The organism is Buttiauxella sp. JUb87 (assembly GCF_004361975.1).
GTDB lineage: Bacteria > Pseudomonadota > Gammaproteobacteria > Enterobacterales > Enterobacteriaceae > Buttiauxella > Buttiauxella ferragutiae.
Genome location: NZ_SNVY01000001.1, coordinates 123,212 through 147,978 on the forward strand (window position 1 = coordinate 123,212; position 24,767 = coordinate 147,978).

Below are 24,767 nucleotides of genomic sequence, written 5' to 3' on the forward strand. Positions count from 1 at the left end.
ACGGAATTTCTTGCAAAGAAAATTAACAATAACCTCGCTATTATTTTTACCGGGATCATTTGTCTCTTTTGAACTGCATGCCGAAAATAATACGCGCTACGAATTTAATAACGCCATATTAATGGGGAATGCTAAAAATAATGACCTCAGTTCGTTCAATATCGCAGGGTTAGCCCCTGGAAGTTACCTTGTTGATATCTATGTAAATGACAGCTGGCGTGGCTACCAGGAACTGGTCTTTACAAAAAATGCGCAGGGTGAATTGGTCAGTTGCTATTCCGCGCAACTTTTAAATAATCTCGGCATTAATCCACAGAAGATGAACAAACTGCTGGCGGAACAAGCCGGTTTTTGTGGCAGTATCGCTCAATGGGACACCACGGGTAACGCCAGTGAAAGGCTTAATAGTGGCCAACTCGATTTACGCCTGAACATCCCGCAGGCTTATCTTGAGCAGAGCGACAGCAATTATATTCAACCTGAATTATGGCAAGCCGGCATCCCGGCAATCAGTGTGGGTTACAACGCTGACTATTACAGCGCACAACAGCGGGGTGACGACAGAGGTAGTACCGATAGCGCTTGGCTGGGGATGGATGTTCGCGGTAGTGCCGGTGGCTGGCTGATGGAACATTTGGGCAGCCTCGACTGGGACAGTCGCTCAGGCAAGCACTATTCCAGTAACCGCACAACGCTAAAACGCCCCATCGTCGGCTGGAAATCGATGCTCAGTGCCGGGCAATTCTATACCGATAGCCAGATGTTCGATGGGATTAGCCTGCTCGGGCTTTCCCTGGAATCTGAAGACCAGATGCACCCGGATAACACCTTAAACTGGGCACCGGTTATCCGCGGTGTGGCGGAAACCAATGCCCGCATCACCGTGACTCAGGATGGGCGAACCCTGCACCAGGCGTCGGTTCCGGCGGGGCCATTTGCAATAGATTCTATCCTGCCTGCGAACACTGGTGGTGAACTGCTGGTGACGGTGCAAGAGTCTGATGGCCGTATCCGCCGTTTTTCCGTTCCTTTTTCCACGGTGCCACAACTACTCAAACCCGGTGTTGCACGCTACAGCCTTTCTGCAGGGGCGGTGGATGAAAGTGGTAATGACCAGGATCCGCTTGCCGCGCAGGTCTCCTGGCAATATGGCGTGAATAACTATTTGACGTTTTACAGCGGAGCGTCTGGGTTTGAAGATTACCAATCCGCACTGCTTGGCAGTGGTTTTAATACTCCGCGGGGGGTCATTGCCGTGGATATTACCCAGTCACGGTTTAACTTTGACGAACGGTTTTATCAGGGACAGCAATACCGGGTTACCTATAATCGAACGCTTCCCATGTTGCAGACCACGTTATGGTTTGAGACGAAATTTAATTCGCAGCACTATTATGGGCAACGGGATGCTCTTGATGAATGGGATGCAAATAGTGACTACCGGGTATTACGCGAAAAAAATTCTTATAGCCTCAGCATGAATCAACCTCTGACTGAGCAACGGGGATCGTTTTATTTATCTGGATCTATCAAGACCTATTGGCAACAGCAGAATAACTATCGCCAATATGCGGTTGGTTATACTAACAACTGGCGCAATCTGACATGGAGCATTTCAGCGCAACGCTTCTGGAATGAAGATGAATTTGGCACAGCTACCAAAGACGATCAGATAGCGCTGATGTTTAGCTATTATTTGCCGCGCTCTAATTCAGGCTATACGCAAATTTCTTCTGAGACTTACAGCAATAATGGCAAAGCGCACAACAGCCGTTTAGGGTTTACCACCTCAGCAGACAATGAGAATAATCTCATCTGGGGAGCCAATACCAGTTATGCTCGTGGTGGCGATATGGACTGGGGGGTCAACGGCAATTATCGCTCCCCACTGACCACGATGAACGCAACATGGAGCCAGGGGAGTTCGTGGCATCAAGCCAGTGCCGGGCTGAGCGGCTTACTGGTGGCTCACGCAGGCGGCGTGACTTTATCGCCCGAACGTTCGGACACCGTCGCGCTGGTCTATGCACCAAATGCCGAAGGGGCTCATATTGATGGTGTGCCGGGTACCCGCTTTGACAGCAATGGTTATGCCATCATGCCGTGGTTACGGCCCTGGCGCGTTAATGACATCATCATTGACCCTAAAGGTGCTGATGACGGGATCACTTTCGCGAAAACGCAAAGTAAGGTCGCCCCATATCAGGGGAATGTGGTCTCTGTTGTTTTCGAAACAAAACTGAATCGCCAACAAATTATTCGTCCACAACTGCAAGGCAAACAAACGCTACCGTTTGGCGCAACGATTCGTGATAACGCCAATAACCATGTCGGTTATGTCGGACAGGGTGGATTGCTCTATATCGACGAAACCACTTCACCAGAAGTATTTATTCCCCTGGAAAAGGGAAAGTGCACCGTTGTGCTTAAAACGCAGGAGGCAACATGTCGGTAATACGTTCGGCTTTACTTTTAGTGGGATTGCTTCCTGTGGGTTTTAATGTCAGTGCCAACTGTAATATGAGTAGCCAAAAAATCATTGCCGCACCGGAAACGATAGTCATGAAGCGAGCGGTTCAGTCAGGTGCAGTGTTACACTCACGAACCTATAGAGTACAGAATATACCCTCGCCGAACTGCTCAGGGAGTGTTGCTTTTAGCGCACAAATTGTCGGTGATAAATCGGCATTAATATTACCTGGTGTATTACGCAGCAACGTAAAAGGAGTTGGGGTTAAAGTTTCGCTGGAATTGTCAAGCGGGCGTATTATCCTGTGGCCTTCTGAATTCAGTGCCGCGTTAGATGAATTAAAGGGCAGTAAAATCACCATTGAACTGATCAAAACTGATGACAATATCAATGTGGGTGCCTTGCCTGGTAATATCAATTTGCAAATCAAAAGTGAACATCAGTCATTACCAGTTATTGATATCAATTTACCTGCCACGTATATCAATTTACTGAATCATTCTTGTTGGGTGAATAACAAACGCGCTAACAAAGTCAATTTATCTGATGCCGCATTGAAAAATTTCACACAACCGGGAAGTGTAGCAGGGATAAAGCCTTTTGATGTTAAATTTATATGTGATGGTGGGGGAGGGGCAGTCAGGAATGTGGATATTAACTGGTGGGGGATTCAGACAGCCGAAAATAGATCTTACGGTGTTTTACGCAATCAGGACGAATCAGGGGCTCAAGGCATTGGAATTCAGATGTTAGATGAAAATAAAAAACCAGTGAATTTTGATTCGCGCAAAGAGTTTGCCCTGAAGAATCTTGGGGAGGGACACTACGCCATTCCTTTATTTGCGCGGTACTATCAGTATGGACAAAAAGTGACCCCGGGAAAAATAAGCACCTTCATTTATTTTAATATCATTTACCAATAATATTAATAAGGTTTATTATGCGCCCGATTCACTTTAGTGCTAAAAACAAAATATGGGTCTCTCATTACAAAGAGTATCAGCATCATCACGCCACGGTTTTTGCAGTGTTTGAAAATGACTTCTCAGGCCTGATGACGGTGGAATTATTGAGTAAAACGAATAATGGAATCTACAGAACTCGCCATAAAACACCCGTGGATTATCAAGGAGGTTCGCAACATTCACTGACGCAGTTATTATTCAATTTAGCGCCAGGTGAATGTGCACAACTGCATATCTCTGTGGAAGACAACGTTGGCAGGCTGTTTGAGCATCACTGGTCACCAGGCCTGCAAACAGTCTGATTGCTTATCAATGATGCCGCATTTAGTGCGGCATCATAATGTGTGTGGCAAAACCTCTTCATCCAATGGTGGTTCAATGGGGATGAAATAAGTGCAATTGATGGTGTCTGAAAGCTCACTATGTGACGGGTAATGAAAGATCTCAATATCGTAACCTGGTCGTCGAGTTAATTTATACTTGGGCAATAATACCAGGTAGATATATTTAGAGTAGGAAGGGTAATCATGCAGTGTAAACTGGAATGAAAAACAGGCGAAAGTCCCGCTAGGGTAGCGGCATTGGTTATAACTTGAGCCCATAGTCTCATTTTTAGTACCAATAATAGTATTGAGTTTAAGACAGTTTGTATAATTCTCATGTGGCATGAAATCGTTTAACACGATAATGTCTTTCTTTTCTTTGTCTAGTTTTTCGAAAATAATATTCAAACGATTTACATGAGAGGTGGGAGTCGGCGGGATGGGGATGATATGGTTATAATGAGAGCCTGAAACTATTCCTTCTGGTAAGTTACAGAATTGCAGCGAATTGATAGTGACTCCTTGTACATGTGAATGGCTATATAAAGATGACAGATCCCATGAATCTTTTCTTCGGTATTGCCCTGGAGTATACCCCGTCGCTTTCTTGAACTCCCGGCAAAAAGACTGCTGAGAGTCAAACCCCAGTTTGAGTGAGATATCAATAACATTGATATTCGTTAATCTGAGTAAATAAGATGCCTGAATGATACGGCGTTTCCTGATATATAAGCCAATAGGCATGCCGATATACTGTTTTAACAATGCCTGAATATGCCTGCGGCTATAGCCAGAAAATTGAGCGATGTCGTTGATGTCAATACCGGTTGCAAAATTATCTTCAATGTAATTCAGTACATCACGAACGGTCATTGCCTTAACCATCTGTCCTACCTTCCTGGTATGCATTCATTTATCTTATTATACATTTTTGCTTAATTAATAAGTCAACGAGCTTTACCATAATATACGTATTGTAACAGTGCAGAAATGGATTCAACGGAGGGGGAAGGGTTTTAGGGTGAAATTGCACAATTAGATAATTATTTACAATCGATATATTTTATAATTCCTGATAGTTCAATAAATAATAACGTGGGATATTGTCAATGGTTAAATATTAACTCATGTGATTATTTAATGAAGCGGGTAAAGAGCGAGTTACCCGCTGGTGTGAAAATAAACTGCAGTAAAAAAAACAATTTTGCTACGCAGCATCCGCCAAAATAAACATACCGTACGGATGGATCTCGAGATAGTAATTATCCCCCACATCAGGCTGTAGGCGCGTGGCATTCACCTGCAACAACAGCGCCTGACCATGCCATTCCACCGTCACTTCATATTGCGGCCCCATATACGCCACATGGCGCACCACGCAGCGTTGGCTTTCTTCGCCATGTTCGCTCAGCGTGATGGCTTCCGGGCGCACGCCAACCGTGCCTTCCGCTTGCGTAATAGTGAGCTGAGGCGGGCGCGGTAAACGGTAGCCGTGGATCTCGACAAAATCGCTGCCAAAGCGTGCCGGGAAGATGTTGGCATCGCCCATAAAACTTGCCATAAAGCGCGATGCTGGCTGGCGATACAGAGTTTGCGGGCTGCCAATCTGCATGATTTCGCCTTTGTTCATCACCAGTACCGTGTCCGATACCGCAAAGGCTTCGCTCTGGTCGTGGGTGACGTACAGCGAGGTGATGTTGAACTGTTTTTGCAGCTCGCGGATTTTGTCGCGCATGCTGCGGCGCAGGTTGGCATCCAGGTTACTCAGTGGTTCATCAAACAGCAGCACTTTGGGTTTGAGGATCAGCGCACGCGCCAGTGCCACACGTTGTTGCTGGCCACCGGAAATCTGGTCAACAAAGCGGTCTTCGAAACCGTCTAAATCGACCATTGCCAGCGCTTCTTTTACGCGCATTTTGATTTCTGCGCGTGGCGTGCCGAGCATTTTCAGCCCGTAACCGACGTTATCGCCCAGCGACATATGCGGGAACAGGGCATAGGACTGGAACACCATGCAAATGTCACGTTGCTGAATAGAGCGGTGCGTGACGTCTTCGCCATCAATAAAAATCTGTCCTTCGGTGGGTTTCTCAAGCCCGGCGACCAGGCGCAAAACTGTAGTTTTCCCGCAGCCGGATGGCCCGAGCAGCGTCACCATTTCCCCTTTAGGAATGGCCAGATTAATGCCCGCAATGACGGTGTTATTACCAAACCGTTTCGTGACATTGCGCAGTTCTACAAAATGAGGTTGTGTCATGTTTTACTCCGTAATCACGCGTTGGTTTTGGCTTTTGAACGCGAGATCCGCGCTTCACCAATCAACCAGTCAAAGATGAAAATAATCGTCAGCATCACGACAATAAGGATTGAGCCGTAGGCAATCGCCACGCCATATTCGCCATCTTCCACGCGGTTCAGAATGTAGGCGGTGGCGACACGGGTATCCGGTGTGACGAGGAACACAATGGCGCTGACGGTCGTAATGGCGCGCACAAAGCTGTAAATCAGCGCCGACAGAATCGCCGGGCGCAGCAGCGGCAGCAGAATGTTGATAATGGTGCGCATCGACCCGGCTCGCAGGCTCAAAGAAGCTTCGTCGAGTGACTTGTCGATTTGCCCCAGCCCGGCAATGCCCGCACGGATACCTACCGGAACGTTACGCATCACCATCGACATAATCACAATCGCCGCAGTTCCCGTCAGGTAAACTGGCGCGCTGTTAAACGCCAGAATGTAGGACACGCCTGCCACGGTGCCTGGTACCGCAAAGCACAGCATGGTGGTGAACTCGATAGTCTTTTTGCCACGGAACTGCTGGCGCACCACAATCCAGGCAATCAACAAGCCGAAGAAAGCGGTGATGGGCGCGGCAATTCCGGCGTACAGCAGGGTGTCGAGCAGTGAAGGCCATGCGCCATCGCTCATTCCCTGGCCGAACAGTTTGATGAAGTTATCGAAGGTCAGCGTGTAATCCACACCCCAGTTGACGGTGAAACTGCCGTAGAAAATGCTGCCATAGAGCAGGGCGTTAAAGGCAATCCACACCGCTAATAACGCCACCACCGCCCATACCAGAGTGACCGGCAACGGTTGTACATCACCACGGTTGGATTTACCGGAAACCGTGACGTAGGAGCGTTTGCCAATCCACATGTACTGAATGCAGAACACCAGCAGCGAGAACAGCAACAGGAACGCGCCGAGGGTACTGGCGGCCTGGTAATCCAGCTGTGAACCGGTGATGTAGAAGTAGATTTGCGTGGCGAGCACGTCAAAGTTGCCGCCTAACACCAGCGGGTTACTGAAGTCCGCCAGCGATTGCACAATCACAATCAAAAATGCGTTTGCCAGCGCCGGTTTCAGCAGCGGTAAAAACACCCCTTTGAAGGTCTTCCAGCGTGTAGCCCGCAGGGTATAAGAGGCTTCTTCCAGCGACGGGTGAATGGTTTTAATCGCGCCATCGAGGATCATAAATGCCATTGGTGTGAAGGCCAGAACTTGCGCCAGCCAGATGCCGGTAAAACCGTACAGCCAGTTGGTGTTCGTCAACCCGAACCAGTCAACCATCAATTCGGTGATATAACCTGAACGCCCCATCATCAGCGTGACGCCAAGGCCAACCACAAACGGCGGGGTGACAATCGGCAGAATCGAGAAGATACGGCCAATAATGGCGCTACGTTTGGCGATGCGTGTGGTGTAAATCGCCAGCACCAGGCCGAAGAAGGTGCAGCCAATGCCCACCGCAATCGACAGCGCGATGGAGTTGATAATCACCTGAATAATATGCGCCTGGCTGAGCACCGCCATAAACGCCAGTGGGGCAAACTCGCCGCTGTCGGTGGTAAACATCGGAATGAAAATCGCGATGCTTGGCCAGACAATAAACACGCCAATTAGCGCCACAATCGCCACCAGCGAGCCAATGACAAAACTGTCGCCGCCCAGCCATTCGAGGCGCGTCAGAGCAAGGGTGATAACCATGCCGAGCGCGATAAACAGCACCAGTGTGGCATAGCCTAGCCCGCGTTCCGTCACGGTGGCGCTGACCACCACAAAGGCCATGCACAGCAACGCCCAGCCTGCATCGAAATAGTGGCGCTGGCGCTTTTCCGGCCCTGAGGCATGGAACGGGCGCAGCAGTAATAGCGACGGTAAAACGTACCACAGCAAACTGATGTTAATTCCCGACCAGCTATAAGCCGCGAGCAGTTCGTCACCGGTTGATTCAAACAGGCCGTAATCCAGGCTCCAGCTTGGCAGCAGGGCAAAAGCCAGCCAGCACAACGCCACCCACCAGAGAATAGCGTCCCGCTTCTGCGCAGGACGCAAAAGTAAAGTTTCAGACATAAGTGCCTCATCGGCCAAAAGAAAAGGAGTGGGCAGGTGACGTGACGCCGTCACCTGCTAATGGGTTAGTTACCCATTTTCACTTCGCTAACCCACTTATTGATCAGCGCTTTGCGCATCTCGGTCGCGCCGTATTTGTCCATGTCATAGTTGATGAGTTTCAGGTCATCGAGCTTGAGCGACAGCGGGGAGCTTTCAGCGGTGGTGTTGGTCAGAATTTGGTAGGACTTGCCTTTTTTCCACGACAATTCCTGCGCTTCTTTCGACAGCACCCAGTCAACGAACAATTTGGCGTTGTCCATGTTGCGCGCGCCTTTCAGGATGCTGACGCCGCCAATTTCATAGCCGGTGCCTTCGCAGGGGGAAATCAGCTCCAGCGGTGCGCCGTTCTCTTTTTCCAGCGAGTAATCATGCAGGAAGCCAATGCCGATAGCGGTTTCACCACGGGCGGCGTTACGTGCCGGAGCAATGCCGGATTTGGTGTACTGGGAAATATTGCCGTTGAGTTTTTTCAGGTAATCAAACGCCTGATCTTCGCCCCAAAGCTGCGCGAAGGTTGCCAGTGCGGTGTACGCCGTGCCTGAGCTTTGCGGGTCAGCAACCTGGATTTCGCCTTTATAAATTGGGTTGGTGAGATCTTTCCAGCACTTTGGCACCGGCAGGTTTTTCTCTTTCAGGCGCTGAGTGTTGACGCCAAAACCGAGAATGCCGATATACACCGCAGAGGAGTAGTTGCCTTTGCGTTTTGCCGGGTCCTGGAACTTCGGCATGATTTGCGCGAGGTTGGCGGATTTATACGGCTCCAGCAGGTCCATTTCACCCGCCTGAGACTGCGGATCCAGCGTGCCGCCGTACCACACATCGGCCTGTGGGTTTTTCTTCTCGGCATCCACCTTCGCCAGTGTGCTGCCGGAACCGTTACGGATAAACGAGGTTTTCACATCGTATTTTTCGCCAAACGCTTTGGTTTCAGTTTCACACATTTCATTGGTGGCGCTGCAATACACCACCAGACGGCCTTTGGCCTGCGCGGCACCGGACAGGGTAGCCAACGCAACACCCGCAGCAACCAGAGAAGAGAGCACGGTCAGTTTCATATTATTATCCTAAGTGTCCTGAGGTAAGGTGATTGCCGGGTCCATGGCACCAACACTCCTGTCTTGCGCGCTGATGCCCGCCATTAACAGGGGCATCAGCAAAAATCCAATCAGTGCGGCAGCCACGGTTAACAGCGCGAACATCCCGGACCAGCCATAACGCTCAATCACTTGCGACAGTGGCCATCCCGCCAGTGCCGCGCCTAAATAGGCAAACAAACCTAAGAATCCTGTGACGCTACCCGCAGCCTGCTTATGGCTGCATTCCACGGCGGCGAGGCCAATCAGCATCTGCGGGCCAAAGACAAAAAAGCCGATGGAGAAAAAGCACACTGCCAGTAGTGCGTAATGGTGTACGGGCGATAACCACAGGGCGGCGACGGAAACAAACAGCCCTAACGCAAACAGTAAAATCATCGGCCCGCGCTGGCCGCGAAACAGCAAATCTGAACCCCATCCGGCAAATAACGCCCCCAGCAAGCCGCCCATTTCGAACAACATCACCGTGGCGTTGGCGCTGAGTAAATTCACGCCGTGGCTTTCGGAAAGCCAGATATTGCCCCAGTCGTTAAGCGCGATACGAATCAGGTACACCAGCACGTAACTGACGCCGAGCAGCCAGACCATTGGGTTTTGCAACACGGTGCTGCGAAACATTTGCCACTGTGGCAGCGGCGGGCTGAGTTGCTGCTGGCGCATTTCTAGCGGGTCATGTCGCCAGACACCGACCGGTGGTAATCCCATTTCTTGTGGCGTGCCGGTTAAGCTACGGCATAGCCAAATCCCGGTGATGATGCCGATACCACCCGAGACAAAAAGCGACGCCTGCCAGCCGAACCACAGCGCCATCAGCGCGGAAATCAGCGGAACGGCGGCACCGCCGAGGTTGATGGAAGTATTCCAGCAGCCCCACCAAAAACCGCGTTCGTTGCGCGAATACCAGTGCGTTAGCAATCTGGCGCAGGGCGGCCATCCCCAACCCTGGAAGAAGCCGTTCAGCGTCCAGATAACCAGCAACATCGGTAAGTTGCTGCCGAAGGCAAAAAGAATGTTCAGTATTCCGGTTGCCAGCAGGCCCGCGCCCATAAACCAGCGTGCGCCCCGACGGTCGTGCCACAATCCGGCGGCAAATTTCGACAGGCCGTAGGAGAGATAAAACAGCGTACCCAGCAGGCCGATATCGCTTTTGCTTAACGCTAGGTCGACCTGCATCGCCGGGAGCACAAAGCTGACGCTCTTGCGTGTCAGGTAAAATGCGCCATAGCCCACGACCATCGACAGCAGCAAACGTGGACGCCAGTAACGATAATCACGACCGATAGTTTGCTCGGAAATCATCTGATTCCTCCGGATTGGAATGACTATAGAAAACGCAGATACAAAGGGGATGAGACAAGGTTTTAGCCAACCAGGAATTTTTCCTGGTTATCCCTGATTTTGTTGAAAAAGTGTGGGCAAGTTAACAATTACGCGTGTGCCGGACTGGCTTTCAATCTGCAAATCCCCACCTAACGCGCGAATGCGTTCCGCGATCCCTTGTAATCCCTGGCCGTTATGGGTGTTACCGCTAAAGCCGATGCCATCGTCTTTGACTTCCAGGCGTACGCCTGCGGGTTGTTGGGTTAAAGAGATCTCAATCAGGCTGGCGTCGGCGTGTTTACAGATATTGTTGAGTAGTTCCTGCACCAGGCGATAGAGGGTAAAAATCACCGGATCGCTGACGGGCTGGCCGGGTAAATCGTAATGGAAGCGGCAGGTGATACCGCGTTCGGCAAAGGCGAACTCCTGAATCAAATGATGCAGCGCTTTATCGAGCGAGATTTCGTCCAGCACCGGCGGGCGAAGCTGGCGCAACAGATGGCGAGTCGAGTGGTGAATGCGTTGGGCAAGCTGGTTGATTTGCTCGGCGGCGAGCACCGTGGCATCGCCGCTGGCGGTGCGTTTTACCAGCATCGACTGGATTTGAATCGCGGTAATATTCTGGCCAATTTCGTCGTGCAGCTCACGCGCCAGATCTTTGCGCGTGTCTTCTTCGGTATGCACCAGTTGTTCCATTAGCTCGCGCCTGGCCTGTAATTCCACTTCCAGCCGTTGGCGATAGCGGTGCAGATTATTGGCAAGATGCTGCTGACGGCTTATCGCAATCCCCAGCCCAATGCCCAGCAACGCCTGAGTGGAAAGAAACAGCTCCATTTCCATCAGCCCGTTAAAGCCGCTGCCTATCTGGCGGGCGATGGTAATCATCATGCTGCCCAACAGTGCGGCAAGTACGCCGCCTTGCCAGCCAAATTTGTAGGCCATCACTACGTTTGGCAAAAACACCACAATCAACAACAAGCGTTCGATTTCAGGCGACACCACCATTTGCGCACCCACGCCAATGATGAAAAACAGGCTGCACCAGATTAGCAACGAGGTGCGCAGCGGAGGATTGGGCGTTTCTTGCGCCAAAAGGCTTTCGAGGTGTTGCTGGCGCAGGTATTCATAAATCAGGTAGACAAACGGCGTGAGCACTACGCCGCCGGTAAATGCGGCCAGCAAGGTTTGCGAAGCGCTGCTGGAGAGAAAAGGGGTTAGCACCAGCGTGTGTAACAACGCATCGCTGGTGATCGCCGCCATCAACAGTGACAAGCGTTGCCAGTAAAGGGTGAAACGGTGCCAGTAATGCTGGACAAACAGCGCGGGGATCGCACTTAGCAACGGGGAAAGTAGCATCACCGGTTCGGTCATCAACTGCTGTTGCCAAAGCCCGCCAAGCAGGCCGAACACCGGGAGAAACAACGCAGGCCAGTAGCGGCGATGCAGCAAAATCAGTAACGCCAGATGCACGCCTTGCGGTAACAGTAGCGTGGCTTGCTGGCCGTTATTGGTGAGGTAGAAACTTATCGTCCAGAGGGCAAGCCAGGTCAGCCCCCAGGCGAAAACAATAAACAGCGATAACAACAGATGACGCCACGAACGAGACATTTAGTGCCCGGTTAACAGTTGGTGGTCGAGGGCAAAGTGCACCAGTTCGATGGTGCTTTCGCATTGCAGTTTGCCGAGGATATTGGCGCGATGCACATGCACGGTTTTGTGGCTGAGATTCAGTTGCTCGGCAATATGCTTGACGCTTTCGCCTTTAATCAGCAAATCGAAAACTTCGTGCTCTCGTGGCGTGAGAACCTCCAGAACTTTGGCCGGTTGCCCCGCGTGGCGTAACGCGCGTAGCGCATCGGCACATAAATAATGGCCGCCCATACCGACGGTACGCACCGCCTGCACCAGTTCTTCAGGGCCGCAGCGTTTGGTGAGATAACCGCTTGCTCCGGCATCCAGCGCGCTTTGCACAAACGCAGTGGTGTCGTAAATGCTCAGAATGATGGCGCGAAACCCAGGGTGATGCTGGCGCAGGCGTTTAAGCAAACTCAAACCATTTTCATCGGGCATGGCGATGTCGAGTACGGCGACATCGGGCTGGCGTTTTATCAGCGCGGGCCAGGCTTCGGCGGCAGAACTGTACTGCCCGACAATTTCAATATCGCTCTCAAGGCTCAGCAACTGCGCAAAACCGGAGCGCACTACAACGTGGTCATCAACTAAAGCAACGGCAATCATGGTTATGCTCTTCAGGAAGGATCTGGCGCCATCATGCGGACGAATCTATTCAGCGCAACGGCTGTGTTGGGAATATGTTACAGCGGTAGCAAAAAAGAGTCCTGCAAATAAACAGGGGTCATTTCAATTGACGTGGGTGATATCGATTATGTCGGATGACGCTCACGCTTATCCGACCTACGCGCTTTGGTGCGTCATCCACCATTATTCACTTAGCGTCAGTAAACTGTGTTTGAAGGCTTCAAGGTCGGCGCTGTTTTCATTTGCATGGCGTAGCACCAGTCGATAACACGCCCCCGTTTTCACCTGGCTGGCAAACGGCTGCACCAACCGGCCACGCCGCAAATCTTCGGCCACTAGTGTTGCATCGGCAATCGCGATACCAAATCCTTGAATCGCGGCGCTGATCGCTAAATCCATGGTGTCGAAGTGTTGATTTTTATTCATAACAGGAGCGATGTCGGTATTTTGCGCCAGCCACAGTGACCAGTCGGTACGATCGCGTGTGGGATGCAGGAAGGTGTAGCGGCTCAGTATCTCAGCGGTGAGCGGCTCTTCCGGGAGCAACTGTTGGCTGACTACCGGCGTGAGGCACTCCTCAAACAGCAACGTGCCGTGGTTATCTGTATGCCCGAAAATAATCGCGGCATCATATGACTCGTTTTTGAAATTCACGCCATGTTCGACGGTGGTGGTGAGCGCCACCTGGATTTCAGGTGCGGTGCTCTCCAGTTGCACAAGCTTTGGCACCAGCCAGCGCATGGCGCAGGTTGGGGCTTTCAGGCGGATGACACTGGATTTATGGCAGGCGTTGTTCGCCACACTCAACAAATGCTCAAAGGCGTGCTGCATTTCTGGCAGCAGGGTGTTGCCTTGCGGGGTTAAATGCAGCCCACGGGCATGGCGGTCAAACAGCGCATAGCCGAGCCATTCTTCGAGTGTGGAGATTTTACGGCTCACAGCGCCCTGCGTCAGACAAAGCTCTTTTGCGGCGCGAGTCAGATTCAAATGTTTGGCCGTCACCAGAAAAGCATCAACCGTATTCAGAGGGAAATTGCGCCGCATATGTGATGACTCTCCGTTGAGCTATGAATTTTTTGCATGGCTATTATGACAACAATTCGGTTGTGGTAGCAACCCGTTACAGTTTGAATAGTTATGCAAATCGCGCATATACAGGAGCGGCCATGACCATGCAAACCCCGGTGCAACTTCGTTCAAAATTACCGGATGTTGGAACCACTATTTTTACCGTTATCGGCCAACTGTCGGCGCAACATAACGCCATCAACCTTTCGCAAGGCGCACCTAATTTTTCACCTGACCCGAAGTTGGTTGCGGGTGTCAGCAAAGCGATGCAGGAAAATCATAACCAGTACGCATCGATGACCGGTTTCAGGCCGCTAAAAACGCTGATCGCTGAAAAAGTGGCGGCGCTTTATGGCTCACATTATGACGTTGACGATGAAATTTTAGTCACCGCCAGCGCCAGCGAAGGGCTTTATTCCGCCATCAGCGGGTTAGTGCATCCGGGTGACGAAGTGATTTACTTTGAACCCTCTTTTGATAGCTACGCGCCGATTGTCCGTTTGCAGGGGGCGACACCGGTCGCGCTAAAACTGGCGCTGCCGGATTTCACCGTTGACTGGGATGAAGTCCGCGCGGCAATCACGCCACGCACGCGTATGATCATTATCAACACGCCGCATAACCCGAGCGGGCAGGTGTTCAACGCCCATGATTTGGAAATGCTGGCGGCGCTGACGCGTAACACCGACATCATCATTCTGTCCGATGAAGTCTACGAACACATCGTATTTGATGGTGAACGCCATCACGGCATGGCAACGCACCCGGCACTGGCCGAACGCAGCGTTATCGTGTCGTCATTTGGTAAAACCTTCCATGTGACCGGCTGGCGCGTGGGGTATTGCCTGGCTCCAGCGGAACTGATGGCAGAAATCTGCAAAGTGCACCAGTTCCTGATGTTTTCCGCCGACACGCCGATGCAGCATGCGTTTGCTGAATATATGAAAAACCCGGACACTTATTTATCGCTGGCGGCGTTTTATCAACGTAAGCGCGATTTAATGCAGTCATTATTGGCGGAGTCGCCATTTAAGCTGCTGCCAAGTGCAGGTTCGTTCTTCCTGCTGGCGAAGTTCGATCATTTCAGCGATGAATCTGACAGTGAAATGGTGAAGCGCCTGATTACTCAATATGGCGTGGCGACGATACCGCTCTCTGCGTTTTATACCGATGGGACAGACAACAAGTTGATTCGTTTGTCATTTGCGAAAGATGAAGCTACGTTACGTGCGGGTGCTCAGGCACTTTGCCAGGTTAAGCCACGCTGATACGAGGTCATAATGAAAAAAGTTTATGCATTAAGTTTATTGGTTGGGATGTGCGCTTCATTCTCTGCTTTTGCAGCAAGCGAAATGCGTTACGGCGTGGAAGCCGAGTATCCACCGTTTGAAAGCCGTAACACGGCGGGCGAGCTGGAAGGGTTTGATATCGATTTGGGTAACGCGATTTGTCAAGCGGCAAGCCTGAAATGTTCATGGGTGGAAACCTCATTTGACGCCTTGATTCCGGGGCTGATGGCGAAGAAATTCGATGCGATTAACTCGGCGATGAACATCACCGAACAGCGCCGTAAAAGTATCGATTTTACCCAGCCAATCTACCGTATTCCGTCACAACTGGTGGGCAAAGCCGATAGCGGTATGGAAGCCACGCCAGAAGGGCTGAAGGGTAAAACTATCGGTGTTCTGCAAGGTTCCATTCAGGAAACTTATGCCAAAGAACACTGGGAAAAACACGGTGTCACGGTTGTGTCCTATAAAGATCAAAATATGGCGTGGGGTGATTTGCTCAATGGCCGTATTGATGCGTCGCTGGTGATGTCAGCCGCAGGGCAGGCCGGTTTTCTGAGTAAACCGCAGGGCAAAGGTTTTGGCTTTATCGGCAAGCCGGTGAGCGACGATACCATTTTGGGCAGCGGTATCGGCTACGGTTTGCGTAAAGGCGACGAAGCAACCAAGAAGCAGCTTGATGCGGCAATCGACAAAGTGCGTGCTGATGGCACCATCACTACGCTTGCGAAGAAGTATTTCCCGGGTATTGATGTCAGTGTGAAGTAAGTTTTTCTTTGTAGGGTGGGTAAGCGAAAGCGTCATCCACCGTTTACGCTTATCCACCCTACAAATCACGAAATAATTAGTGATTCGTTGCGTAAAGGTCTGTGTCTCTGATTGGTTTTTCAGTGATTTTTGTCTAGAGTGTGCGGTCTAGATTTTGCCGCTGTTCTGCCCCTGGTGGGACCAAACACATCGACAATGAAGGACTATTTTTCAGGCATGAACCGTAGACGTTTTATCAAAGCCTCAATGGCTCTCGCCGCAGTCAGCGGCACAACTTCACTTGCCACGCTCTTCTCACGCGCCGCTTACGCGTCAGAGTCTGAAATTGCCGATGGTCGCACCACCGAGTTCGATTTCTCTGTGCTCCAGTCAATGGCTCACGACCTGTCGAAGAAACCGTGGGTTGGCAAACCGCGCCCGTTGCCGGACACCCTGGCAAACTTAACGCCTCAGGCTTACAACGCCATTCAGTATGATGCCGACCATTCATTATGGAATAACGTTGAAAACCGCCAGCTTGATGTGCAGTTTTTCCACGTGGGGATGGGCTTCCGCCGCCGGGTACGCATGTTCTCTGTTGACGCCACATCTCATCAGGCGCGTGAAATTCACTTCCGCCCTGAGCTGTTCAAATACAACGATGCAGGCGTAGATACTAAACAGCTTGAAGGCCAGATTGATCTTGGCTTTGCCGGGTTTAAAGCCTTTAAATCGCCAGAACTGGCGCGTCGTGACGTGGTTTCCTTCCTTGGCGCGAGCTACTTCCGTGCGGTAGATAAAACTTACCAGTACGGCTTGTCTGCACGTGGGCTGGCGGTCAACACCTATACCGACCAACTGGAAGAGTTCCCGGACTTTACCGCGTTCTGGTTTGAAACCGCGAAAGCAGGTGACAGCAAATTTGTGGTCTACGCTCTGTTGGATAGCGCAAGCGTCACCGGAGCCTACAAATTTAATATTAGCTGCGAATCCGAACGTGTGGTGATGGATGTCGAAAACCATCTGTATGCGCGTGAAGATATTAAGCAACTGGGTATCGCGCCGATGACCAGTATGTTCGCATGTGGCACTAACGAACGCCGGATGTGCGACACCATCCACCCGCAAATTCACGACTCTGACCGCCTGGCGATGTGGCGTGGAAATGGCGAGTGGGTGACGCGTCCATTGAATAACCCGCAGAAATTGCAGTTCAATGCTTACACCGACAACAACCCGAAAGGGTTTGGTTTGCTGCAACTAGACCATGAGTTTGCCAACTACCAGGACATTATGGGCTGGTATAACAAACGCCCAAGTCTGTGGGTTGAACCGCTGAACAAGTGGGGCAAAGGCACCATCGGCCTGATGGAAATCCCAACTACCGGTGAAACGCTGGATAATATCGTTTGCTTCTGGCAGCCGGAAAAACCGGTGAAAGCGGGTGATGAACTGTCGTTCAAATATCGCTTGTACTGGAGTGGTTTGCCGCCAATCCAGTCGCCGCTGGCGCGCGTTTACGCAACACGCACCGGAATGGGGAGTTTCCCGGAAGGTTGGGCACCAGGCGAGCATTTCCCGGATAAATGGTCACGCCGTTTCGCGATTGATTTTATCGGTGGTGATTTGAAAAACGCAGCACCGAAAGGGATCGAGCCGGTTATCACGCTGTCTAACGGTGAAGCCAGGCAGATTGAGATTTTGTACGTCGAGCCGTTCAACGGTTACCGCATTCTGTTTGACTGGTACCCAACCGACGACTCAACCGATCCGGTTGATATGCGCATGTTCCTGCGTTGCCAGGGCGATGCCATCAGTGAAACCTGGTTGTATCACTACTTCCCGCCAGCACCGGATAAACGTAAATACGTTGATGACCGCATCATGAAGTAAAAAATGGTGGATGACGTTTGCACTTACCCCCTACAGGGCACGGTTTTCGTAGGTTGGATAAGCGCAGCGTCATCCGGCAAACGAGTGTAAAACCATCGCATTTGTAGGTTGGATAAGCGCAACGTCATCCGACAAACGAGTGTAAAACCATAGCATTTGTAGGTCGGATAAGCGCAGCGTCATCCGACAAAAGGGTGCCACTCACTCTCTACTCCAGCGGCCCGCCAAGAATAGTTTCACGCATCCCAGAAAGTACCCGTTCACCGGTTTCGCTTTTCAGTTCCTCATACCAGTTGTGGGTGATGTTCATATCCTTTCCGTGGGTCACATCGCAGCGTTTACGCGCTTTGAGTACCAGATCTTTGACGCGCCAGGCACGTTTTTGCTGGTAGCGTTGCAGGGCATCTTCCACGCCTAATGAGTTGGTTTGCAGCGCCATAGCCAGTACCACCGCGTCTTCCATGGCAGCACAACCACCCTGGCCAATATCCGGCGTGGTGCTGTGGCCGGAGTCGCCGAGTAGCGCCACGCGCCCACGCACTAGTTGCATAAATGGCTCGATATCATGAATTTCTATGCGGTTGGTGGTGTCGGGTTTAATCGCGGAAATCAATTTTTGTACCGGTTCAGCCCAACCGGCAAAGTAGCGCGTTAAATCAGCTTTAACGGTGGTGCGGTCTTCTGGTAACCCTTTCTCAAGGGGAACATCAAAGAAGAAGTAAAAACGATTACCGGCAACTGGCATTAAAGAAACCCGTTTTCCTTCGCCAACAAATGTTGTCCATTGATTGGCCGGGGCAATAGATTCGTCAATTTCCACCAGACCGTTCCAGTTAACGTAACCGGCGTAGCGGCGTTCTGTCTGGTGACCAAGAACATACGGGCGGATCACGGAGTGGGTGCCATCAGCGGCAATTAATACATCGCCCACCGCGATATGCCCATCTTCAAAATACGCCCGCACGCCTCCATCAAATTCTTCAACTTTAGCCACGCGTTTGCCAAACTGAATATCTGTGCGGCCATAGGTATCGATCAGCATGTCTTGCAGTTCCGCCCGCGCCACAGGATAGGGGCGTTCGCCGACGCTTTTGATTAAAGGATCGAGACTAAACCGCGTCAGGGTTTGGCCGTGGACAAACTCTTTGTAGGCCATAAATTCCATCGGCCCACCGAGTTGCTGAAGCTGCTCTTTCATGCCGAGCCAGTTCAGGCATTTTACGCCATTGGGCCAAATTGAAATCGCCGCACCGACGGGTTTGATCTTTTTCACCGCTTCATAGACTTCCGTTGCAATGCCACATCTTTTCAGGGCAATTGCCGCTGAAAGTCCACCAATGCCGCCGCCAATTATGATCGCTTTCATCCGAGTCTCCTTTGGGTTACAAAGATGTTAAGCAATATCTATACCAGCGTGGTAAACCGTTCAGTTCAGCGGTGGCAGGCGGTGCGCGGCAAATCTATTGTGCAAAAGTGGGGAAACCTGGTGGTGCAAAGATTTATTCTGCACCATTATTTCCCACAGAAACCAAAGAAGGAGAGGTAGCGTGCGGGATTCCGATAACTGGCAAGACGACCTCGACAGCATTACGTTGCACTCTATCCACGAACGTTACGTGGATGAAATCTTTGCGCTGGTGCAGAAGAATAAAGCCTGGCTGCGAATGGCGATGGATTGGCCGCAATATGTTTTGTCGGTTGAGGATTCGCGCAAAATGGCGCAGGGCAACTACCTGTTGCATCATCGCGGTTACGCGAAAATGTTCCTGATATTTCAGCAGCAGAAAATGGTTGGGGTCATTTCGTTTAACCAGATTGAACCCACTAATAAAGTGGCTTACATCGGTTATTGGCTGGATAAAGACGCTCAGGGGCAAGGGATTATTTCCCGCGCACTACAGGCCGTGGTTGAGAAATATTCCCGCGAAGGAATGGTGCGCCGTTTTGTTATTAAGTGCATCGTCAGTAATACCGCCAGCAACCAGGTGGCGTTGCGCAATGGCTTCACGCTTGAAGGCTGTCTGAAGCAGGCCGAGTTTTTAAACGGCGTATTTTATGACCAGAATATTTACGGACGAATCGTGGAACAGGGCGATAGCCTTTCCCGCTCGGCTCAATACACGCCATAAAATGGCGATCGCGTGACACGTTGTTCGCCGTTAATATCCTTAATCCCACGAATATGAATCAGTTCGCCTCCCAAACCATCGACCGCCGCCTTATCGTAAATGTTCACGCTATTCTCGATTAACACATTACCGGTAATGCGCGCCTGGCCGTAGATTTGCACCTTGTTGTCGAGCTGAATCGGCCCGCCGATAAGCGTGGCATCATCGAAAATATGCACCTGATGTTTTAATACACAATCGCCTTTAATCAGCGCGTTACCATAAACTTGCGAGGAGTAACGAATAGTTGGGATTTGGTCATCGCCGCGCCCGGCAATAATCCGCGCATTGTCAAACACGCGCGCACAGTCGCAAACCCAAATATTGTTCTCGTCGTTGCCTTCAAGAATGGCGTGGCCGAAGACTTCGGCGCGGTGTTCAATAAAAGCATTGTTGACCAGGGCATTGCCAAAAACTTGCGCCTGATGTACCACGCGGGATGCGTTTATGGTGGCGTTGCCGTAAATTTGCAGCAACTTATTGTCGTCGGCAGTCAACCCACGAACGGCAATCACCTGGCTGCCGTTCAGGATGCGAGCTGCATCGAAAATCCGGCATTCACCGCTGATCAGTGATTGTTCAACGAAGCTTTTACCGCTGACATGGGCCTGGTGGCAAAGGGTAGAGCTGCCATGAATTTGCGCATCCTCAGTCACGCATGAGCCACCGTAAACCACGCTTTCGTGGCCATAAATCCAGCAGTGGCCTTGCTGGCTGAGATTGTCTTCGTTTTCAATCCAGCCCCCAAGTTGCCCGGCTTTAACATCGCTGAAATCGCAAAGTGCGACCACCTGCCAAAGTTTCACCTGTTGTTTTGTGCCATCAACCAGATAATCATGCAGACGTGCGTCACCCATTAGCTGATACTTGTTCATCCGATGTGCCTCAGTATTTGTTTCAATCGCTGTTTAAAACGTAGCAGGTAAATCCCCTGGTGGTGTTCTGCTGCGCCATCGCATAAAATGCACCCAAACTAAATTTTAAGATTTAAAATAAATGGATAAATCAGTAACCCGTCCCATGCTCAACCTCCCGGCTGGGTATTTTGGCATCGTGCTTGGTGTCATCGGCATGGGCTTTGCGTGGCGTTATGCCGCCAAAATTTGGTCAGTTTCACCTGCCATTGGTGATGCACTGGAAAGCCTGGCGATGGCTATCTGGCTGGCGTTAGCCGTGGCTTTTATCGTGCGTCTGGTTAAATATCCGCACAGCGTGGTAGAAGAAATCAATCACCCGCTAAAGGGGAGCTTTGTCAGCTTATTCCCCGCAACCACGATGCTGGTTTCTATCGCGCTGGAACCTTACTTTCGCTTTTGGGCTGCTGGGCTGTTTGCCTTCGGCGCGCTGGTGCAACTGGCTTACGCGGCATGGCAAAGTGCGGGGATGTGGCGGGGCAAGCTTCCGGCGGCTGACACCACTCCAGGGCTTTATTTGCCGACGGTGGCGAATAATTTTATCAGCGCCATGGCTTGCGGAGCGCTGGGATATCACGATCTGGGGATTTTATTCTTCGGGGCGGGGGTATTTTCCTGGTTAAGTCTTGAGCCTGCTATTTTGCAACGTTTGCGTAGCGGCGGTGAGTTACCAACCCCTGTGCGTACCTCGCTTGGTATCCAGCTTGCTCCGGCGTTGGTGGCGTGCAATGCGTACCTGAGTGTCAACGGTGGGCAAGCGGATTTCTTCGCCAAAATGCTGTTTGGTTACGGGCTGCTGCAATTGCTGTTCATGTTGCGCCTGATGCCCTGGTATCTGAAGCAACCCTTTAACGCGTCGTTTTGGAGCTTCTCGTTCGGTCTTTCTGCCCTGGCGACGACGGCGCTGCATTTAAGCCACAGCAGTAATGACGGGCTTTTTAGCGCCATCGCACTGCCGCTGTTTATTTTCACTAATGTTATTATCGGTCTGTTACTGGTGCGCACGGTTGCCTTGCTTTACCAGGGTAAATTACTGTTACGTAGCGAACGGCCTACGAAAAGGACAAATTAAGATGGCTTCTGAAAACTATTACACCGAGAAATATGGTTTAACCCGCACTCACTCTGAAGTGCTGAATGCGGTCACCATCGTCCCACCGGGTAAAACGCTGGATCTCGGTTGTGGCAGCGGGCGCAACAGTTTGTATCTGAATCAAAAAGGGTTTGATGTGACCGCCTGGGACAAAAACCAGATAAGTATCAGCAACCTGAATAAAATTATTGCAGCAGAAGGGCTGAAAAACATCATCACCGATGTGGTCGATTTGAACACATTGGCGTTCGACGGTGAGTACGACTTTATCCTGTCGACTGTAGTGATGATGTTTTTAGAACGCGATACCATTCCTCGATTAATTGCGAATATGCAGCGTTGCACCAAACCCGGGGGCTATAACTTAATCGTTGCCGCCATGGACACCGAAGATTTCCCTTGTACTGTCGGTTTTCCATTTGCTTTTGCTGAAGGTGAATTACGCAATTATTACGCGGACTGGGAATTACTTAAATATAACGAAGATGTCGGTGAATTACATAAGACCGACGAGCAAGGTAATCGTATTAAATTACGTTTCGCCACTATGTTGGCACGCAAAAATTAACCTATTGGCCACGCGCGGTTTTGTAACACAGTGCGATAGCCATCGTTATCAATAAAGGTACGACCGGCGACATCCCAATAAGGATTAAAACTATTAATGGTTAAAAAACCTGCATTCAGCATTTGCTGGCAGGTTTTTTGCCATAGGATGTTATCTGGATAATAAAGTACCAACAGGTCGTCCACGGTAGCCGCAGGTTCTACCGGGTGGCGGTGGCATACAGTAAACTCAAGGTGCCAGTTTAAATCGCTGCGCCCAAGCATGATGCCGCTAAAACCATCATGTTCATCAAAATTCCCCAGTTCTTGCAAACCTAAGCCGAGGCAATACAACTTTTTACTTTCTGCAAGATCGGTAACTGGTCGGGCAATGCGCAGATGAGGGATCATGTTTATTCCTTATTATTTGTCGTAATTATGTATTTTAGATTATACATACAAAAATAATTATTATTTATCTGTGAGTAGCAATAAAATTCACTCTGAAAAGTTTGGTTTTAAACTCATTAGCATTTTTCACCGCTTATTATTCTCCTTTTTATTGCTATAACGCGCTCGCTTACATGCAATCTAAACGGAGGGTTAATGAAAACTTCAATGTTTTTAAAAGTAGTCTGTCTTACAGGAATATTAGCGTTAGCGGGTTGTGCTTCTTCTACACCGGAACCTGAAAAATATTCAGGATTCTTAAAAGACTATTCTGGACTGGAAAAAACTGAAACGACCACGGGCAGAACTATCGTGCGTTGGGTTGACCCTGACTATAAAGGGAGCAATTACGACAGCCTGGTGTATAACCCGATCACCTATTACCCGGAGCCACAACCGAACACACAAATTGGCAGGAAAGTGTTGGACGGTTTGTTGAACTACACCAATACCAAACTTAAGAGTGCTGCCCAAGCGCGCATCCCACTGGTGGCGACATCAGGCCCTCGCAGCCTGATCTTCCGTGGTGCCATCACCGCAGTAGACAGTTCTAAAGAAGGTCTGCAATTCTACGAAGTGGTGCCTATTGCGCTGGTTGTCGCAGGTACGCAAGCGGCGACGGGCCACCGTACTATGAACACCAACCTCTATTTCGAGGCGGAACTCATTGATGCGGCAACGCAGAAAACGGTGATGCGTGTGGTGCGTAAAGGCGAAGGCGAAGATTTAAGCAATGAAAATACGGAGATGACGCTGGATACGCTTAAACAGGTTATTGATGATCTGGCGACAGATGCCTCAACATTTGATACTCAACAGAAATCGTGAATCTAAAGGGAGCCAGGCTCCCTTTTTAATCGCTTTACACCGTGCGTTTGCGCCACGTCAGCAAGTTAAACATCCCCGGTTTCGAGAACATCACCAGATTCCCCAGCAGGATCATCACCAGCCCGATAATCGCATTGCTGTGCCAGATGTAACCTTCATAGAGCGTTGACAGACTTAGCGCGACTAACGGGAACAGCAGCGTGCTGTAAGCCGCCTGGCTGGCACCAATGCGCCCGACCAGCGTGAAATAGGCACCAAAGGCAATCACCGAACCGAAAATCGCCAGATAGAACAGCGAACCCAGATAGCGTAGCGTGAACTCCGGCATAAACGAATCCCCACGCAATAGAGCCAGCACACCCATGATCACGGTGCCATAAAACATCGCGTAGGTATTGGTGGACAGAGTCTCCAGCCCGCGGCGCTGATGGCGCGTACTGATCATATTGCCCAGCGAGAAACCAAAAGTACCGAGCGCGCTTAAGCCGATCCCCAGCAGCAACGACGGTGCCAGTTGCGTGGCGACCAGGTCATGCCAGAATAGGGCGACCACCCCAGAAATGCCGAGCACCGCCGCTGGCAGCAAGTTTTTGTGCGGGCGCTGGCGGAAGAAAATCATGCTATTCACGGCGTTAAACAGTACCGCCATGGAGAAAATTACCGATTCCAGGCCGGAGCTGATATACGCGGCGGCATGATAAAAGCAGACGAAGTTAAAGCCGAAAACGCAGCCGCCTTGCAGCATACAGAACAGATGGTCGCGCAGACTGATACGACGCAAGCGCCCCAATGCCTTCAGCACCACCAGCATCACTATCGCCGCCACGGCAAAACGCCAGAAAATAGAAACGGGTACGGATACCACGCCTTGCTGCATATAAATGGCTAGCCACGTTGTACCCCAAATCACTACCACCAAAATATATAGTAACGCATTCATGTTGTTAT

At 50.7% G+C, this 24,767-nt stretch carries 22 protein-coding genes; 10 read left to right on the forward strand and 12 right to left on the reverse strand.

The features are described from left to right. The first annotated feature begins 10 nt into the window (after positions 1-10). The 3 genes from EC843_RS00555 to EC843_RS00565 are packed head-to-tail and all read left to right on the forward strand — an operon-like array spanning position 11 to position 3,737. The gene (locus EC843_RS00555) at positions 11-2,455 is read left to right on the forward strand and encodes a fimbria/pilus outer membrane usher protein (RefSeq protein WP_243739104.1); all 2,445 of its coding nucleotides are present in this window, start codon (positions 11-13) and stop codon (positions 2,453-2,455) included. Beyond that, the gene (locus tag EC843_RS00560) at positions 2,446-3,393 is read left to right on the forward strand and encodes a fimbrial protein (protein ID WP_064547135.1); all 948 of its coding nucleotides are present in this window, start codon (positions 2,446-2,448) and stop codon (positions 3,391-3,393) included. The genes EC843_RS00555 and EC843_RS00560 overlap by 10 nt, the downstream gene beginning before the upstream one ends. Positions 3,394-3,410: 17 nt before the next feature. After that, the gene (locus EC843_RS00565; protein WP_064547133.1) at positions 3,411-3,737 is read left to right on the forward strand and encodes a hypothetical protein; all 327 of its coding nucleotides are present in this window, start codon (positions 3,411-3,413) and stop codon (positions 3,735-3,737) included. Between the two features lie 33 nt (positions 3,738-3,770). Here the strand turns inward: EC843_RS00565 and EC843_RS00570 are convergent, their stop codons facing one another. The 8 genes from EC843_RS00570 to EC843_RS00605 form a co-directional block, all read right to left on the reverse strand. Further along, positions 3,771-4,643: a helix-turn-helix domain-containing protein gene (locus EC843_RS00570; protein WP_064547127.1), complete on the reverse strand. Its 873-nt coding sequence runs from the start codon at positions 4,641-4,643 to the stop codon at positions 3,771-3,773. A 322-nt stretch (positions 4,644-4,965) separates the two neighbouring features. Continuing rightward, entirely contained in the window at positions 4,966-6,015 is a 1,050-nt protein-coding gene (gene fbpC, locus EC843_RS00575) for a ferric ABC transporter ATP-binding protein (protein WP_064547125.1), read from the reverse strand. A 14-nt stretch (positions 6,016-6,029) separates the two neighbouring features. Continuing rightward, complete coding sequence (locus tag EC843_RS00580) at positions 6,030-8,108, reverse strand: iron ABC transporter permease (RefSeq protein ID WP_064547123.1); 2,079 nt, start codon at positions 8,106-8,108, stop codon at positions 6,030-6,032. A gap of 65 nt (positions 8,109-8,173) precedes the next feature. Beyond that, positions 8,174-9,205, reverse strand: coding sequence for an ABC transporter substrate-binding protein (locus tag EC843_RS00585; RefSeq protein ID WP_064547117.1), 1,032 nt, complete (start codon positions 9,203-9,205; stop codon positions 8,174-8,176). A gap of 9 nt (positions 9,206-9,214) precedes the next feature. Next, positions 9,215-10,543, reverse strand: a complete 1,329-nt coding sequence (gene uhpC / locus EC843_RS00590) for an MFS transporter family glucose-6-phosphate receptor UhpC (RefSeq protein WP_064547115.1) — start codon at positions 10,541-10,543, stop codon at positions 9,215-9,217. Between the two features lie 87 nt (positions 10,544-10,630). Next, the gene (locus EC843_RS00595; protein WP_133521371.1) at positions 10,631-12,172 is read right to left on the reverse strand and encodes an MASE1 domain-containing protein; all 1,542 of its coding nucleotides are present in this window, start codon (positions 12,170-12,172) and stop codon (positions 10,631-10,633) included. After that, a complete protein-coding gene (locus tag EC843_RS00600; protein WP_133521372.1) occupies positions 12,173-12,802 on the reverse strand; it encodes a response regulator transcription factor in 630 nt (209 codons plus the stop codon). It abuts the gene before it with no gap. 204 nt (positions 12,803-13,006) lie between these two features. After that, the gene (locus EC843_RS00605; protein WP_121813360.1) at positions 13,007-13,867 is read right to left on the reverse strand and encodes a LysR substrate-binding domain-containing protein; all 861 of its coding nucleotides are present in this window, start codon (positions 13,865-13,867) and stop codon (positions 13,007-13,009) included. A 122-nt stretch (positions 13,868-13,989) separates the two neighbouring features. Between EC843_RS00605 and EC843_RS00610 the strand changes: the two genes are divergently transcribed. The 3 genes from EC843_RS00610 (at position 13,990) to EC843_RS00620 (ending at position 17,820) form a co-directional block, all read left to right on the forward strand. Next, the gene (locus EC843_RS00610) at positions 13,990-15,159 is read left to right on the forward strand and encodes a pyridoxal phosphate-dependent aminotransferase (protein WP_064547106.1); all 1,170 of its coding nucleotides are present in this window, start codon (positions 13,990-13,992) and stop codon (positions 15,157-15,159) included. A gap of 12 nt (positions 15,160-15,171) precedes the next feature. Beyond that, a complete protein-coding gene (locus tag EC843_RS00615) occupies positions 15,172-15,948 on the forward strand; it encodes an ABC transporter substrate-binding protein (RefSeq protein WP_121813361.1) in 777 nt (258 codons plus the stop codon). 216 nt (positions 15,949-16,164) lie between these two features. Next, a complete protein-coding gene (locus EC843_RS00620; protein WP_133521373.1) occupies positions 16,165-17,820 on the forward strand; it encodes a glucan biosynthesis protein in 1,656 nt (551 codons plus the stop codon). A gap of 208 nt (positions 17,821-18,028) precedes the next feature. Here the strand turns inward: EC843_RS00620 and hpxO are convergent, their stop codons facing one another. Next, complete coding sequence (hpxO, locus tag EC843_RS00625) at positions 18,029-19,186, reverse strand: FAD-dependent urate hydroxylase HpxO (RefSeq protein WP_133521374.1); 1,158 nt, start codon at positions 19,184-19,186, stop codon at positions 18,029-18,031. Positions 19,187-19,367: 181 nt separating this feature from the next. On the opposite strand from hpxO, the gene rimL reads away from it, so the two are divergent. Next, entirely contained in the window at positions 19,368-19,949 is a 582-nt protein-coding gene (gene rimL / locus EC843_RS00630) for a 50S ribosomal protein L7/L12-serine acetyltransferase (RefSeq protein ID WP_133521375.1), read from the forward strand. Here the strand turns inward: rimL and ydcK are convergent. Next, entirely contained in the window at positions 19,934-20,863 is a 930-nt protein-coding gene (gene ydcK, locus EC843_RS00635) for a YdcK family protein (protein WP_133521376.1), read from the reverse strand. The two genes, rimL and ydcK, sit on opposite strands and share 16 nt — an antisense overlap. Before the next feature lie 121 nt (positions 20,864-20,984). Between ydcK and tehA the strand changes: the two genes are divergently transcribed. Together tehA and tehB are read left to right on the forward strand one after the other, a co-directional pair. Next, positions 20,985-21,974 (forward strand): dicarboxylate transporter/tellurite-resistance protein TehA, encoded by a 990-nt coding sequence (gene tehA, locus EC843_RS00640; protein ID WP_133521377.1) that lies wholly within the window; start codon positions 20,985-20,987, stop codon positions 21,972-21,974. Continuing rightward, positions 21,970-22,563 carry a tellurite resistance methyltransferase TehB gene (gene tehB / locus EC843_RS00645; protein WP_133522042.1) on the forward strand — a complete coding sequence of 198 codons (594 nt, stop codon included), beginning with the start codon at positions 21,970-21,972 and terminating at the stop codon, positions 22,561-22,563. Before tehA ends, tehB begins: the two co-directional genes overlap by 5 nt. On the opposite strand, the gene EC843_RS00650 is transcribed toward tehB, so the two are convergent. Then, positions 22,560-22,952, reverse strand: coding sequence for a VOC family protein (locus tag EC843_RS00650; protein ID WP_133521378.1), 393 nt, complete (start codon positions 22,950-22,952; stop codon positions 22,560-22,562). The two genes, tehB and EC843_RS00650, sit on opposite strands and share 4 nt — an antisense overlap. A gap of 195 nt (positions 22,953-23,147) precedes the next feature. Between EC843_RS00650 and EC843_RS00655 the strand changes: the two genes are divergently transcribed. Further along, complete coding sequence (locus tag EC843_RS00655) at positions 23,148-23,819, forward strand: DUF3313 domain-containing protein (protein ID WP_121813368.1); 672 nt, start codon at positions 23,148-23,150, stop codon at positions 23,817-23,819. Between the two features lie 34 nt (positions 23,820-23,853). Here the strand turns inward: EC843_RS00655 and EC843_RS00660 are convergent, their stop codons facing one another. Continuing rightward, positions 23,854-24,759: a DMT family transporter gene (locus EC843_RS00660; RefSeq protein ID WP_064547086.1), complete on the reverse strand. Its 906-nt coding sequence runs from the start codon at positions 24,757-24,759 to the stop codon at positions 23,854-23,856. Positions 24,760-24,767: the final 8 nt, after the last annotated feature.